Below are 14,453 nucleotides of genomic sequence, written 5' to 3'. Positions count from 1 at the left end.
ATAAATTTAAAAAGGGTTTAAAAATAATTACTAAGTTTAGGACAGAAGGCCTAAGTAAAAGATAAAGAGGAAATGAAGAAGACAAACTTACTACTAGCTACCGCAACAATGATGTTACTTACCGCACAACACACATTTGCCCAATCCGCTTCCGGAACTGTCAGAAGCTCTGACAAAGTCGATCTTAAAAAACTAGAAGACAAATACTGGTCTGCCAAAGATGAAGACTACGGTGTTATTCAAAACCGTACCTACTCTAAAGCCGAAAAATTTTATGGTTCAGTGGTATGGGGTACTTTAATCAATGACCCGTTTGCAGAAGCTAAACCAACAGGGGCTATGCTTGGTTATTACTTCACAGAAGATTTTGGTCTTGAGTTAAGCTTTTTTAACCACGATGCCAAAAAGAACGAAACCGTAGAAAAGTTAAATTCAGTTAACGTGGCCGTTTCACCTAACTATAACCTGGTTAAAAGTTCGCTATCGGCTTCAGTTACCTATACCCCGTTCTACGCTAAAATGGCTTTTATGAATAAGGCCATTTTATACTTCGACATGGGCTTTACAGCCGGTGTGGGTATGACGACGTACAACCAGGTATCAACACCTTCCCAAGGTGCCGCTGAACAGCTAAATGAAAAATCAGCACCGCATGTTGAGCTAGGTTTTATGCAGCAGCTTTTCGTCAGTAAAAACGTGGCTTTCCGTCTGGATTTAAAAAACACGTTCTACTCACAAAAAGTAGTACCTTATCAATCAAACTTTAATACCACGACCGGCGAAGAAACAAAGTCAGCTAATGACACCACTCTGACTTTTGGTATCACGCTATTTACGAACTAAAAGGGATTTTAAAAATGGCTCTATTTTCACTTAAAAAGGATGAAGTAAATATGAAGTTTCATGGCTAAAAACAGAATCATTCTTGCCTGTACTTTTACCGTAGCAACACTGGCGTTAGTGACTGCTCACGCACAAAAAGCGGCCCCGAAAAAAGCAGCTCAACCTGCCGGCCCTAAGATCACAACACTTAACCGCGTAAACTTACCAACGGAAAAAACGTTTCAGCCTAAAGACGTCAGCATTCAGATGCCTTCAGCCAAAACCTTTGTTGAAATCAAAGCCAAAGCCGGAAAATCACCGGATTTAGTTGTGATTCCGAAATTTCAGCCGCTGCCGATTCTTGAGCAGGCTAAAGCCGTTGTAAAACCTGACCATATCGCCCAGATCCCGGTTGTTAAGCCGCTGGATTTAGGACCCGAACCCTTGTTAAACGAGCCAGAGTCTGATGTTAAAAACCTGGTAGAAATTAAGCCCGAAGAATACAAAATGATTCAGGCCTTAATTTTTATGGAGTACAACAAACGCTACGATTTAGCGATGCCACTGTTTGTCGAATTAATGGAAGTGCCGGCGTACACGCAGCAGGCCACTTACCATTACGCCGAAACAGCTTTAGGCTTAAAGCTTTACTCTGAGTTCCGCGAAAAAATGTTACAGGTCGCCAAAGAAGCCAAAGATCCAATGATTAAAAAAATGGCCGTTGAATCATTGGTAAAAAATATGCAATACCTACAGGTCTCTGATATTGAATTAATTGATCCGGTAGCGAAATCTTTGGACGTAGATACGGTAAATCATCCGCAGTATTTACTTAAAAAAGCCAAATACTTTTCTGAAAAAGGTGATTTAAAAGAATTTGAAAATGCCTTGTTAATGATTCCGACCGACGCCCCTGAATACAAAGAAGGAACCTTGCTTAAGGCGATTTTAAATTACCGCCGTGGCCAGCTTGACGAAGGCATCACTGAACTTGAAGTCTTATGGCCACTAGTTGAAGAAAAGAAAAAAGATACAATCAGAAACTTAACGGCTTTAACCCTGGCACGTTTATATTTCCAGAAAGGCGAATATAAATCTGCTTACAAATATTACCTGTTAGTAGACAAAACTTCGGGCCAATGGTTACAAAGTATGGTTGAACAGGCCTGGACACAGATCTTAGCCAACGACAACATCGGTGCTGCCGGTAACATGTTTACCCTGCATACTGAATTTTTCTCGAAAGCCTATGCCCCGGAGACGTACGTAGTGCGCACGGTGGGCTATTTAAATCTTTGCCAGTACGGTGACGGTGTGCACGTCCTAGAAGATTTAAATAAACGTTATAAACAGATCCAGCAGGACTTAGAATCCTACCAAAAGTCAAACTCACAAGGTATGGCTTACTACGACCTGGTAAAGGCATTCTTAAAAAATCCGAAACAGGAAATCTTTGACGGTGTACCGCGTTCGTTCGTTGTCGAACTTGGCCGCCACCCGACTTACATGAATATTCAGGCACAAATTAACGCTTACGAAGATGAAAACTCACGCTTTAATAAAGTGACGATTGATCTGATCCGTAAAGAGCGTGAAGCCCGCTTAGAAATGTTAAAAGCAAAGAACGAATTTACCCAGGCGCAACGTGACGGTAAAAAAGGCGATAGTCTTCGTAAATTAGAGAAAAAGTATCTTTCCCGCGGCGTTGAGCACTTAATCTATTCACGCGCAAGAAACGGTATCAAAAAAATGCGTGAAGCTGCTTTAAACCGTTTGGTTAAAGAAGAAAACGTTCTGCGTGAAAAAGCCGGCAAAAACTTACAAGTACGCTTTGGCGAACTGGTTGCTTCGCTTGACCGTTTGATCGACCAGCAGGAAGTATTAAGTTATGAAATTTATTCTGGTGCCGGTGAACATATCCGTTACCAAATGGCCGGTGGCGAAGTTAAACCAGGCGATAAAGCGCCAGCTTCTTTAACACCGGACGATAAGGATAACTATGCCTGGAAATTTAAAGGTGAAGTCTGGGATGACGAGATCGGCCATTACCGCTCATCATTAAAAAACGTCTGTCCACAGGATGAAGAGCGCACCCCGAGCTCTGAAAATGCTTCAACAGATGCCGGCAAAGACAGCGACGGCTAATTAATTTAATTTTTTAATAAAGGAATAACTTATGAAACAGAATAAAAACAAATTGATCGCAGCTTTAATTACCCTGGCCTCTTTACAGACATTGGCTGATCCGTACACGGCCCAGCAAGGTCTTGATAAAATCAAAATCAATGTTGAAACCGCTAAGGCCAACAAAGTTGATTACGAAAAAAACCTAAGCATTATCAACGGCAATATGACCGAAATCGGTAAAGCCAAAGGTCAGGCACAAAAACAAAAAGATACAGTAAATACTGAAATTTTAAACAACAACGAAGCTCTTAAAAAAGTGGTTCTGCAAGAAAAAGAACTACTGGCTTTAATCGCAGCCGAAGAGCAAAAACGTGCTGAAGAAGAAAAGCAGTTAAAAGAGCTTTTAGCATTAACGACTAAAATCACTGACAACCAGAAAAAACGCGAGCAGCTGATTGCTGACTACAAAAAACAGATGGAAATGGTGGCTGACGAGAAAAAATCATGGAAAAGCCGTGAATCAGAATTACGTGCGCAGGAAAGCAAGGCCATCGAAGCTTTACGCGGTTTAGCTTCTCAGGAAGTAGCCTGGAACAGCAAAAAGAAATCTTACGAAGGCGAAGCCAAAAAGTGGTCAGCTGAAGTCGATAAGCAGGAAAAAATTTCCGAAACCTACCAAGGCTTAAAAGAAAACAAGTAATCGGTAGGCCGTACCCAACTATAAAAGCCGCGTCTGCCGCGGCTTTTTTTATTTTTGTGAAGCAACGCCGCGCTTACACCAGTTGATTTTTTCTTTGGTCGCCCCTTCGTAGGCATAGGCTAAATTATTCTTAATCAAAGTCTCGGCAATGTCTTTACCGTCTACTTTCACATCGGCCAAGATACGAAAATATTTATCGCGCTCGATATTTACCAGATCAATACGCTTGGCATTTTTTAGCATGTTCTCGATTAAACGCTTTGACGTGCGGGCCACATCTTTTTCGCACGGCTGTTTTCCTTTGATCTCGGGCGAGTCGATATGCTTAACCCGCACACTGATCTTCTCCCCGATCAGCGGGTGCACATTCGGGATGTGAAACGTGATCGTGTCGGCATCGTAATTTTTAAGGTATTTAACACAGTTAAATGCGGTCGCCGTATGGGTGCACTGGTCAGAATAAGAAGTTAACGAGAAAAAAACAATCAAGGCTGCAATACTTAGTTTCATAGTTAAAGCATAGCATGCAGCCGTTATTTGCAAAGAAAAATCTATTGCTCAGACTGCGCCTTTTGCTGCTTGAGCTGTTGGTAAACACCGTCCGGAGAAAGACCCGGCAGACCATTTAAATCCTGGTATGACTTAGGCCAGGAATCAGAAAACACCATTGGCTTCGTCGGCAAATCCAGAAGTTTAGCGATTAATTCAGAGCAATAGATTTTCTCGTCGTCCCAGATATAACCATGATCAAATGGCTTACCTAAAAGAGAACTTACTTTATCGTCATCAAGTTCTTCAAGATTTGGCACATCAACAAATTCTTTGATCTCACCCATTTTACGGATTTGTTCGATCGACACCAACTCAACACCACGAACCGGATGTGCCTGCAGCCAAAGTCCTTTATATGAAATCGCTGAGTGGGCAAAACGTCCACCCGGTTCAAGCTGAATGACTTGCCCGTGCCAATTACGCATTTCGATAAAGGCCACTGTTACGCGGGCCTTAACTGATAGTGAAAATAATAAGACGATCGCAAAATGCTTCATAGCCAATGACCTAACACTGGCCTTTTAAGGTGTCCATGAATTACTTACGGCTGATACGGCCCATGACTTTTTTAGCCAGACGCCCGAATTCCGCAGGAAAAATTTGCATCGCCACGGCAAAAAATCCGGCAATAACCAGCGCGATGGTCAGTGCCAGCGCCAGATAGCTCGGCATATGCGGCTTGAATATAAAATACACCTGCGCCACAAAAATAACCGCTACACCGACAAAGGCAAATTTAACCAGGCTTGCCAGAAATTTTAAGTACGGAAAATCAAAGATTAAAAAGCGGTAGAAAAATAATAACATGGTTAAATTCACAGCCGCTGAGGTTATCGTAGAAACCATTAACCCCTGCACGCCCCACTTAGCCATCAATACCGGCGCCAGAAAAATGTGAATCACTAAACAACCAGCAGATAACATAGCCGGAAACCAGGTGTTTTTAATCGCATAGTAAGCCGGTGTTAACACACGCACCCCGCTTGAAAACACCATAATCCAGCAATAGGTTTTTAAAATCAGACTCGCCGTCTGCACATCACCGGCGGTAAAACGTCCGCGACCAAATAATAAATCCATGATCGGTTCAGCCAATACAAATAAGCCGCAGGCCGCAGCGATTGAAACGAATAAATTTAATTCCAAATAATGTCTGGTCTGCTCAGCCATTTCCTGCTTTTTATTCTGCACCCAGAACTTTGATAACACCGGAAGCAATGCCGTACCGAGACTCACTGAAATTAATGACAATGGCAATTCGATCAAACGATCAACATAGTTGATATAAGAAATTGTTCCCTCTTGTAAACTGGAAGCAAAACGCAGGTTCACGATGGTTGTAAACTGCAACAAACCAAGCCCAATTAACCCCGGCCCCATATTGCGAAACACTTTAAGCACATCGCGGTTTTTAAAATCAAAAGAAAGCTTAGGTAAAAATCCCGCTTTACGAAGCGCCGGGATAAGAACTGCGGCCTGCAAAATACCGCCGATCAATACACCCCACGCCAGTTGCGACCCGTTTTTTCTGGCCGCTTCAGATAACCAGGACTGTGGCCACAACGTGGAAACCACCATGGCAATATTCCAGAACGTCGGCGCCAGCGCCGGCCAGAAAAATTCACCCAGCGCATTTAATATCCCCATAAAAAACGCAAAACTTGAAATAAAAAACACAAACCCGAACATGATCTGCGCCATCTGTTTGGTGATCAGGAACTTTTCGGTATTGGCGATATAGTCAGGGTCTAACACCAGGTTTAACAAAGGATCCGGGTAGACAACGCCAGCTACGGTGATGACCGAAAGCACTAAGAGCAGCAGCGTGTAGAAGGAATTGACCAGATTTTGGGCTCTTTCGCGACCCTCATGGTGAGCCTCAACAAAAATTGGGATAAAACTGACCGATAACGAACCTTCACCTAACAAGCGGCGAAACATATTAGGAATACGAAACGCTGCCGCCCAGGCATCGGTAATTTGCTTATCAAATAGCGCCGCCAGCAGACTTTCACGAACTAACCCTAATGCCCGGCTAGTCATGGTCCCGAAGGCCATTTTAAGAGCATTTTTTAGAATACCTGCTTGCTTCGACTGATCTGGTGTGTTAGCTATTTGTGTTCGTTCTGAAATGTCAGACATATTACTTGGAGGTTATACCTTGGCACAACATAAGTCAGCAGCTAAAAGAGCTCGTCAAGCCGTTAAGAAAAACGCTATCAATACAGCTCGTAAATCTGTAGTTCGTACAGCTGAAAAAGCATTAGCATCAGCTTTAAAAAATAAAGACGTAAAAGCTGCGCAAACTTTATTATCTGCATATGTTTCTAAAATCATGAAAGCAGCTCAAAAAGGTGTTTTCACTAAAGCTACAGCTTCTCGTAAAGTTGGTCGCTTAACTTCTCAAGTTCAAAAAGCTGCGGGCAAGTAATTAGCTTAAGCCCCTGGCTGGCTAATCCCCATAGCTATTTGAACCTTAAGGGTTTAGATTAAAACTTTGAACTTTTCTTGTTCATGACTGGTCCGAGCTACATAGGCTCGGATTTGTCGTTTTAACGACAAACTCACATCGGTAAAGCTTAAGCCGTAAACGGTGTGACCTGGTTTTGTAGCCTGCCCGTCGACGGTGTTACGCACGATCGCTCTTAAGCAAAAGAATCCCCCGTTCGGGATATAGAAATTCACAACAATCGCACTGTTTAGATCCAGGGTCATTTCAGTCTGAAGTGAAATACCGCCTTCACCGATCTCAACTCCGCTCGTGACTTCTGAATACCCTTTACAGGTAAATGCCACCGGCTTTTTAAAATGGGTTCGGGGATATTTTCTTTTTGGGCCTTCGTTATGTATTTCCATAGCTTCTTTATCGGCTGCCTAAGAACAAATCCAAACTAGACCTTGGCCCAGCGTTGGCGCTTTAAGCGAATTCCCTTTTAGGCTAATTTCGATATGATTGACGCATGAAAAAACACACTTTGATTTCAGCGCTAATCACATCAACTTTAATCGCCGGCTGTGCTGGCACTTCCATCCTTAACAGCAACAGCACTAACAACAACAAAGCTAAAAACCGCCCGATGGTGGATAGCTCAAAAGAGGCACTGTTAAATATTCCTTACCGCAGTCTGGACACCAGTAAAGAACTTACTTTAATCGGTCTTGGTTCATGTTCGGATCAGAACCAACCGCAACCGATCTGGAAAACCATCAAACAGGCTAACCCTCAGTTATTTATTATGATGGGCGACAATGTTTATGCTTCGAAAAAAGATGATAAACCGATCGTCGACCAGTACATCAAAATGAACCAGATTGCCGAATATAAAGAATTGCGTGAAGCGATCCCGTTTTTAGCGATGTGGGATGACCATGACTACGGGCAAAACGACGGCGGCGGCGACAACCCGGAAAAAGATGAAGCCCGCAGAGTGTTTTTAAATTACTGGAGCTATTTAAAATTTACGATGCCGAAGGATCAGCAGGGCATTTACCACAGCCGTATGATCGGCAGTAATAAACGCAAAGTGCAGATCATTCTGCTGGATACCCGCTGGGATCGCTCACCACTGGTCAAAAACCCGAACTACAATCCGGAGACCAACACCGAACAACCGCCAAAGATTTTTTTACCCAGCGAAGACCCGAAAGCGCGCATCCTATCTGATGAACAATGGAAATGGTTAGATCAGGAACTGGCAAAACCTGCCAACTTGCGTTTAATCGTATCATCGATTCAGCTGATCCCGAATGATCACTACTTTGAAAAATGGGGTAACTTTCCAAAAGAGCGTGAGAGATTTTTTAACTTACTAAAAAAACGTAAAGCAAAAAACACGGTGATTCTGTCAGGCGACCGCCACCTGGCTTCGATTGCCAAAGAAGAGGTCAAGGGCCTGGGTACAATCTATGAAGTGACTGCGAGCTCACTGAATAAACCGTCACGCAATTCAACTCCGGAAATCGACAAATCATACACCGCACCGAGCTTTTTAAAAACCAACTTCGGCACGCTTTTGATCGACTGGAGCAAACGCACCCTATCGGCAAAAATCGTCGACATCGACAACAAAACACAGCTTGAACAGGATATTAAGTTCTAATTACTTACGGTAATTTATATTCGTATCTACTGGGCCTAACCAGCCTTTAACGGCGATATAACCAAAGAGGGCAATTGATATACAAACCATAATGCCGATAGAAACCCAGAATCCCCACTCAGTTTGCAGTCCGGGGATATGGGCAAAGTTCATTCCAAAAACGCCGGCAATAAAATTTAACGGCAAGAAAAAAATAGTTAAAACCGTTAAGACACGCATAATTTCATTGGTGCGAAACGATGCTTCGTTGGTGCGCTGTGAAGCAATTGATAAATGTAAACTCAATAAACCCTGCGTGTTTTCAAACACGTCATCTGCGTAGAACAAATTGCGCTCTAATTTATCGCGGCTATCCTGCCACAGTTCTTGTTTGGCCGCGAGTTTAGTTAAAATATCGATCGAGTACTTTAAAACTTTACGGTACGCCGAAGCTTTGCGTTTAATGTAGTAACCTTCTTGCAACAGCGCTTTAGAACGTTTGTGGTTGAAGATGTTTTCTTCAAATTTTTCCATGCTGGCTTCCAGCTGATTTAACGGCTGCTCAAAACCATCGGCCATTTCTTCAAAGAGCAGCCCTAAGAGATTATTTAACCCCATGCTTTCAGCCTGCCCCATACGCTGAACTTCATTTAAGGTGGTCGCAATGCGAGATAGACACGCTAAATGGGCAATACGGTGAACCGTATAGACCTTGTCAGCGGTGATAAAAAGCGCCACTTTAGTAGTCAACTCCTGCACAGAATCGGCCTTAACATTGGAATTCGGCTCTGGCAGCCGCATAATAACAAAGCGAGTCGACCCATAGTTTTCAACGTGCGGAAGGTAATCCGGGTTTAAACAATTTTCGATGATAGCCTGAGGCAGGTCTAAATCGCTTGCCAGCGCGTGAAACTGCTCGCCCCCTGGCGAGGCGACGTCGGTCCATTGAAAATGTCTATTCGAAAATAAAATTTGCCCTATAGCCATAGCTCCACTCTTGAGAAAATCCTACGATAGGGTTACTTTACTGGGCGTATTCTAGACACGCAAGAGGTAACATTTATGAAACAAGATCAGCACTCTAACTCGCCGACCCGTATTTATCTAACCGACTACAAAGCCCCGGAATTTACCATCAAAGATACTCATCTTTATTTTAATTTACATGAAACCAAAACCATCGTGACCGCTAAGATTAATTTCGTGCGCGTCAGTCAAGCCAAAGACCTGGTTCTGGCCGGTGGCGAACACGTTAAACTTTTAAGTCTGGCGATCAACGGCGAAAAACTGCCGGCTTCGCGTTTTCAGATTGAAGGCGAAACTCTCACCATCAAAGATGTACCGGCTGAGTTTTTGCTGCAATCAGAAGTTGAAATTAATCCTGAAGCCAATAAATCCTGCGAAGGCTTATACTTATCCGGCGGTATTTTCTGCACCCAGTGCGAAGCCGAAAGTTTTAGAAAAATCACTTACTTTCTTGACCGTCCGGATGTGATGACCAGCTACACGGTTGAAATCGAAGCTGACGAAAAAAAATACCCGCACCTTTTATCGAACGGCGATTGTATCAGCAAAAAATCACTGGGTAACGGCCGTCACCATGCGATGTGGAAAGACCCATTTAAAAAACCTAGTTATCTATTTGCGCTGGTTGCCGGCGATATGGGCGTGATCACTGACACGTTTAAAACCAAATCCGGCAAAACCGTTAAACTGGAAGTGTATGCCCCACACGGAAAACAAGAGCGCTGCAAACATGCCATGGTGTCATTACAAAAATCGATGCAATGGGATGAAGAGCGCTGGGGCTTAGAGTACGACTTAAACCAGTACATGATCGTCTCAATCGATGATTTTAATATGGGCGCCATGGAGAACAAAGGCTTAAACGTGTTTAATTCACGTTTAGTCTTAGCTGACGAAAAATCAGCAACCGATACAGACTTTGAATTAATTGAATCAGTTGTCGGCCATGAATACTTCCATAACTGGACCGGTAACCGTGTCACTTGCCGTAACTGGTTTGAACTATCGCTAAAAGAAGGCTTAACTGTTTTCCGCGACCAGGAATTTTCGGCAGATATGAACTCACGCCCGGTGCAAAGAATTAAAGACGTTGATTCACTTCGCACCCGCCAGTTTTCTGAAGATGCCGGCCCTAATGCGCACCCGGTGCGCCCTGAATCATGTTTAGCCGTTGATAACTTCTACACCGCAACCATTTACGAAAAAGGCGCCGAAGTCATCCGCATGATGCAGACAATTGTTGGCCGTGACGGCTTCAGAAAAGGGATGGATGAATACTTTAAACGTCACGATGGCCAAGCGGTTACGATCATTGATTTTGCCGATGCGATCGCAGCGCCGAACAAGGCTGATTTTACGCAGTTTAAACTGTGGTACTCGCAGGCCGGCACCCCGCACGTGAGCGTTAACGAAAAATATGACCCGGCTAGCGGCACTTTAACTTTAACGTTAAGTCAGGATTGCGAATTAACCGTAGCTGAAAAACAGGACGGCAAAACCAAATTGCCTTTTCATATCCCGCTGGCGTTTGGCTTAATCGATGCTGAAGGCAAAGAAATATCGGCGCACAACCAAGTGCTGCACCTGAAAGAAAAATCACAGACGTGGACCTTCAACGGCTTAACAACACGTCCGGTAGTTTCACTGAACCGTGAATTCTCTGCACCGGTTAAATTAAGATGGAGCCGTTCCAATGCAGACCTTTTACATTTAATTAAATTTGATACCGATGCCTTTAACCGCCGCGAATCGTGCAGCAAAATGTTGTTCGATGAAACTCAGCGTTTAATCGCTGACTTTCAGGCTAAAAAAGATCTGGTCCCTCAGGCTGAGATCATTAATGCCTTGGGATACGTATTAAACGACCAGGCAATTGATCCGCAGTTTAAAGCCCTGATCTTATCAATGCCATCCGATTCACAGTTGGCGCAAGAGCAAGCACTACTAGACCCGCAGGCGTTCTTTCAGGCCAAACTGGCGATCAGAAAAGCTTTTGCCAACACCTTTCACAGCGACCTGATGGCAACCTATAATAAACATAACGATAAAAACACGATTGGCGACCGCGCTTTAAAAAATAAAGTCTTAGGTTTTGGTATTGCGACTGAAAAATCAGAATGGATTACGCTGGCCGAAACCCAGTACAACAAGGCCAAAAACATGACCGATAAAATTTCAGCTTTAAGTATTTTATGCGAAGTACAGACGGCGGCCACCGAATCAGCGCTTAAAGACTTTCATGCTGCTTGGCACACCGACAGCGTGGTCTTTAATAAATGGTTATCGGTGCAGGCATCAAGCTCTTCGCCGTTAACGTTTGAACGTATTCAGGCCGCAACAGTTGCTAAAGGCTATGATGCGACTAACCCGAATAACATCTACAGCCTGCATGGGGCTTTCGGCGGCAATTATTTAAATTTCCACACTGACAAGTTTGAGACGTATAAATGGTTTGCCGATGAACTGATCCGAATTGATAAGTTAAACCCGCAGGTCGCAGCCCGAATGGCTCAGGCTTTTGCTTTTACCAAAAAATTACCGGCAGAACTTAAGGCTTTAGCACAAACTGAAATTCAGAGAATTCTTGCAACTGATGGCTTATCGAAGAACGCGCGCGAATTATTAGAAAAAACTTTATAGTCCTGGGCGAGCTTCGCATCTTTGTGCGCAGCTCAAAAACCCACACCCCAAGCAATGAGGTGTGGGTAAAAAACAAAATTTCCGCTAAGGTTTAGCGCCCTTGGAGTACATTTCGTTCATTTTTTGTTTCATTAATTCCATCGGCACATCTTCGATGTGCGTTGCCAGTGTCCAGATATGGCCAAACGGATCTTTAAAAGTTCCGCTGCGGTCGCCGTAAAACTGGTTTTCAACCGGCATCAGTGTTTGCATCCCCGCTTCACTGGCTTTTTTGGCGGCAGCATCAACATCTTCAACATAAAGCATAAATGAGACCGGCGTGCCTTTTAAGGCCATCGGCCCCTGCCATTTCATGCCCGGTTTTTCTGACTCCATTTCTGAGGTCAGCATTAAAACTGAATTTCCGATTTTAATTTCAGCATGCATTACTTTGCCGTCCGGGCCGTCCAGACGAAACAATTCTTCAGCACCGAAAGCGCGTTTATAAAACTCAATCGCTGTGGGGGCATCATTAACTACCAAGTAAGGGGTTACAGAATTGTAACCTTCTGGGATTTTTTTTGCCATTACGTTCTCCTTTTTATGTACACGATTATTCGAGCACAAAATTTGAGAGACGCAGATCGACTTATGCCAGTCGTTATTGAATTAAATTTGGTTACGGCACTGCTTCAGAAACTCAGAGCGCGTATCGCCGCTGACTTTAAATTCACCGCGTAAATCAGCGGTCGTAGTCGAGCTGTGCGAATCACGGATACCGCGGGCAATCACGCAGTAATGTCTTGCATTGATATGCACTGCGATGTCTTCAGTTTCTAAGATATACTGTAAGCAGTCAGCAATCTGTTTGGTCAGACGCTCTTGTACCTGCGGGCGACGCGAGAAAAATTCAACAATCCGGTTAATTTTTGATAAACCGATCACTTTCTTTTTCGGGATATAAGCCACCGTGGCAAAACCATCAATCGGCTGAAAATGGTGTTCACACATCGACATCACTTCGATGTTTTGTACACACACCATCTGATCATACTTCATTTTATTTTCGATCACGGTCATCGAAGGAAAGTTTTCAACATGCAGGCCGGCAAAGATTTCATTAACGTACATTTTTGCCAGGCGTTTTGGCGTATCCTGCAGACTGTCGTCATTAAGATCAAGACCAAGCACATTCATGATCTGCGAAAAATGGAATTTAATTTCTTCGATTTTTTGATCCGTGGTCATATTGGTTTCAACCGTTGGAGAAGCCAATACGTTTTCTAAGACCTTATGAGCATGAGATTGTTTTCTGGATTTTGCTGATTTAACAGTTTTTTTCTTTGCCGCCATGGAGCTAGATATAGTCTATCTTGGCTATATATCCAATTTAAAAAACTGCACTTCTTGATCCACCAGATGCAATAGGTTCTCGATTGATGACTTATTTGCCAAAGACATCGGCATTTCTGTCACCGGTACAAACGACTCGCAGACGATACGTAATTTACCCGAAGGAACGGCAATCGAACGCACATCAATTTCCTGCAACGAACGTGAATCCAGGGCATCCATTCCCCAGTCTTTGGTGTTATCGGCATTTAACGCAAAATCTGCAGAAGTTACCTTTTGCATATAGCCTTCTAAATGCTGAATCGGACGCAGCGGATGATCCAAAGCCATGCGAAAGGTAAATAACACCTGTTCGCCGCGGCGTTGAGCAGCGATCTGGGCTGTCTGTTGTGATGTCATTTTATAAAACACCTGTTCGACCAGATCTGTATTTACGCGCAGCCCTTTTTTAAAGTTAGCGCTGATCTGCTTAGCCGGCACCACCACGCGGATATTGGCCCAGTTCCGGGCTTGGGCCAATTGATTTAAGATCGGCTTAATCTCTTTGATCTCCTGGATCTGGCGCAGTTTCATCAAACCTGACTGCGGCAGCGCCAGAATCACTTTGCGCGCAAAGTACATTCTCTCACGCTGACCGGTCTGAAAAATCAATTGATAACGGGATCCCAGTTTACGCACCGATACCAGCTGATGCTGCAAACGGATCTGCTTTTCCGGGATCAGTCCCTGCACAATCTCTGACAGTTCTTCAACCAGGGCGGAAGCACCGCGCTTTAGCGTCCATGTTTTGGCATCCAGATCCATACGCTGTAAATTGAGCTCTTTGGTTAAGCCGGTAAGGATCGTGTCATTTTTACGGAATTCAAAAGCGCCCCACTCTGTTTTGTCGATGGTTTGGATTTTTCCGCCCAAACGCGATGACGCTTCGAAAATTTTAAATGGAATTTTATTTTTTTTAAGTTCGTAGGCAGCATAAAGGCCGGCAATACCGCCGCCGATAATGACGACTTCATTCTCAAAATCAAACTGGTCTTCGATGAGATATTCATCCAATGTCGAACAAGACGATAAAAGCGGCAATAATGAAAGCCCCGCCGATCCCCACAATGCTGTGGTGAGAAACTGACGACGGTTAATTCCAGAGCGACATTTCAAACGACTAGGCTTCGACATAA

General features: G+C 43.8%; 14 protein-coding genes. 6 read left to right on the top strand and 8 right to left on the bottom strand.

What is annotated here, in order from left to right:
- The first annotated feature begins 72 nt into the window (after positions 1-72).
- The 3 genes from AC04MM_RS02325 to AC04MM_RS02315 are packed head-to-tail and all read left to right on the top strand — an operon-like array spanning position 73 to position 3,649.
- The gene (locus AC04MM_RS02325; protein ID WP_475378700.1) at positions 73-843 is read left to right on the top strand and encodes an outer membrane beta-barrel domain-containing protein; all 771 of its coding nucleotides are present in this window, start codon (positions 73-75) and stop codon (positions 841-843) included.
- A gap of 60 nt (positions 844-903) precedes the next feature.
- Positions 904-2,967: a tetratricopeptide repeat protein gene (locus tag AC04MM_RS02320; RefSeq protein WP_475378699.1), complete on the top strand. Its 2,064-nt coding sequence runs from the start codon at positions 904-906 to the stop codon at positions 2,965-2,967.
- A 31-nt stretch (positions 2,968-2,998) separates the two neighbouring features.
- Positions 2,999-3,649, top strand: a complete 651-nt coding sequence (locus AC04MM_RS02315) for a hypothetical protein (RefSeq protein WP_475378698.1) — start codon at positions 2,999-3,001, stop codon at positions 3,647-3,649.
- Positions 3,650-3,697: 48 nt separating this feature from the next.
- Here AC04MM_RS02315 and AC04MM_RS02310 read toward each other — a convergent pair whose 3' ends face one another.
- The 3 genes from AC04MM_RS02310 to murJ are packed head-to-tail and all read right to left on the bottom strand — an operon-like array spanning position 3,698 to position 6,343.
- Positions 3,698-4,159 (bottom strand): thermonuclease family protein, encoded by a 462-nt coding sequence (locus AC04MM_RS02310; RefSeq protein ID WP_475378697.1) that lies wholly within the window; start codon positions 4,157-4,159, stop codon positions 3,698-3,700.
- Between the two features lie 41 nt (positions 4,160-4,200).
- Entirely contained in the window at positions 4,201-4,698 is a 498-nt protein-coding gene (locus tag AC04MM_RS02305) for a C40 family peptidase (protein WP_475378696.1), read from the bottom strand.
- A gap of 40 nt (positions 4,699-4,738) precedes the next feature.
- Positions 4,739-6,343: a murein biosynthesis integral membrane protein MurJ gene (murJ, locus tag AC04MM_RS02300; protein WP_475378695.1), complete on the bottom strand. Its 1,605-nt coding sequence runs from the start codon at positions 6,341-6,343 to the stop codon at positions 4,739-4,741.
- Positions 6,344-6,362: 19 nt separating this feature from the next.
- Here murJ and rpsT point away from each other — a divergent pair, with 19 nt between their 5' ends.
- Positions 6,363-6,632: a 30S ribosomal protein S20 gene (rpsT, locus tag AC04MM_RS02295; protein ID WP_475379030.1), complete on the top strand. Its 270-nt coding sequence runs from the start codon at positions 6,363-6,365 to the stop codon at positions 6,630-6,632.
- Between the two features lie 53 nt (positions 6,633-6,685).
- On the opposite strand, the gene AC04MM_RS02290 is transcribed toward rpsT, so the two are convergent.
- Positions 6,686-7,057 (bottom strand): PilZ domain-containing protein, encoded by a 372-nt coding sequence (locus AC04MM_RS02290; protein WP_475378694.1) that lies wholly within the window; start codon positions 7,055-7,057, stop codon positions 6,686-6,688.
- Positions 7,058-7,161: 104 nt separating this feature from the next.
- Between AC04MM_RS02290 and AC04MM_RS02285 the strand changes: the two genes are divergently transcribed.
- Positions 7,162-8,301: an alkaline phosphatase D family protein gene (locus AC04MM_RS02285; protein ID WP_475378693.1), complete on the top strand. Its 1,140-nt coding sequence runs from the start codon at positions 7,162-7,164 to the stop codon at positions 8,299-8,301.
- Here AC04MM_RS02285 and AC04MM_RS02280 read toward each other — a convergent pair whose 3' ends face one another.
- Positions 8,302-9,267, bottom strand: a complete 966-nt coding sequence (locus tag AC04MM_RS02280) for a CorA family divalent cation transporter (RefSeq protein ID WP_475378692.1) — start codon at positions 9,265-9,267, stop codon at positions 8,302-8,304.
- Between the two features lie 75 nt (positions 9,268-9,342).
- Between AC04MM_RS02280 and pepN the strand changes: the two genes are divergently transcribed.
- Positions 9,343-11,946, top strand: a complete 2,604-nt coding sequence (gene pepN, locus AC04MM_RS02275) for an aminopeptidase N (RefSeq protein WP_475378691.1) — start codon at positions 9,343-9,345, stop codon at positions 11,944-11,946.
- A gap of 84 nt (positions 11,947-12,030) precedes the next feature.
- Here pepN and AC04MM_RS02270 read toward each other — a convergent pair whose 3' ends face one another.
- The 3 genes from AC04MM_RS02270 to AC04MM_RS02260 all read right to left on the bottom strand — a co-directional run bounded on the left by AC04MM_RS02270 (position 12,031) and on the right by AC04MM_RS02260 (position 14,451).
- The gene (locus AC04MM_RS02270) at positions 12,031-12,513 is read right to left on the bottom strand and encodes a VOC family protein (RefSeq protein ID WP_475378690.1); all 483 of its coding nucleotides are present in this window, start codon (positions 12,511-12,513) and stop codon (positions 12,031-12,033) included.
- A gap of 81 nt (positions 12,514-12,594) precedes the next feature.
- Positions 12,595-13,278: a GTP cyclohydrolase I FolE gene (gene folE, locus AC04MM_RS02265; protein ID WP_475378689.1), complete on the bottom strand. Its 684-nt coding sequence runs from the start codon at positions 13,276-13,278 to the stop codon at positions 12,595-12,597.
- 24 nt (positions 13,279-13,302) lie between these two features.
- The gene (locus AC04MM_RS02260; RefSeq protein ID WP_475378688.1) at positions 13,303-14,451 is read right to left on the bottom strand and encodes an FAD-dependent oxidoreductase; all 1,149 of its coding nucleotides are present in this window, start codon (positions 14,449-14,451) and stop codon (positions 13,303-13,305) included.
- Positions 14,452-14,453 lie beyond the last annotated feature (2 nt).

The organism is Bdellovibrio sp. SBM16, from assembly GCF_056175625.1.
Note: the sequence above shows the minus strand (reverse complement) of the source record. Positions and strands in the feature narration are given on the sequence as shown.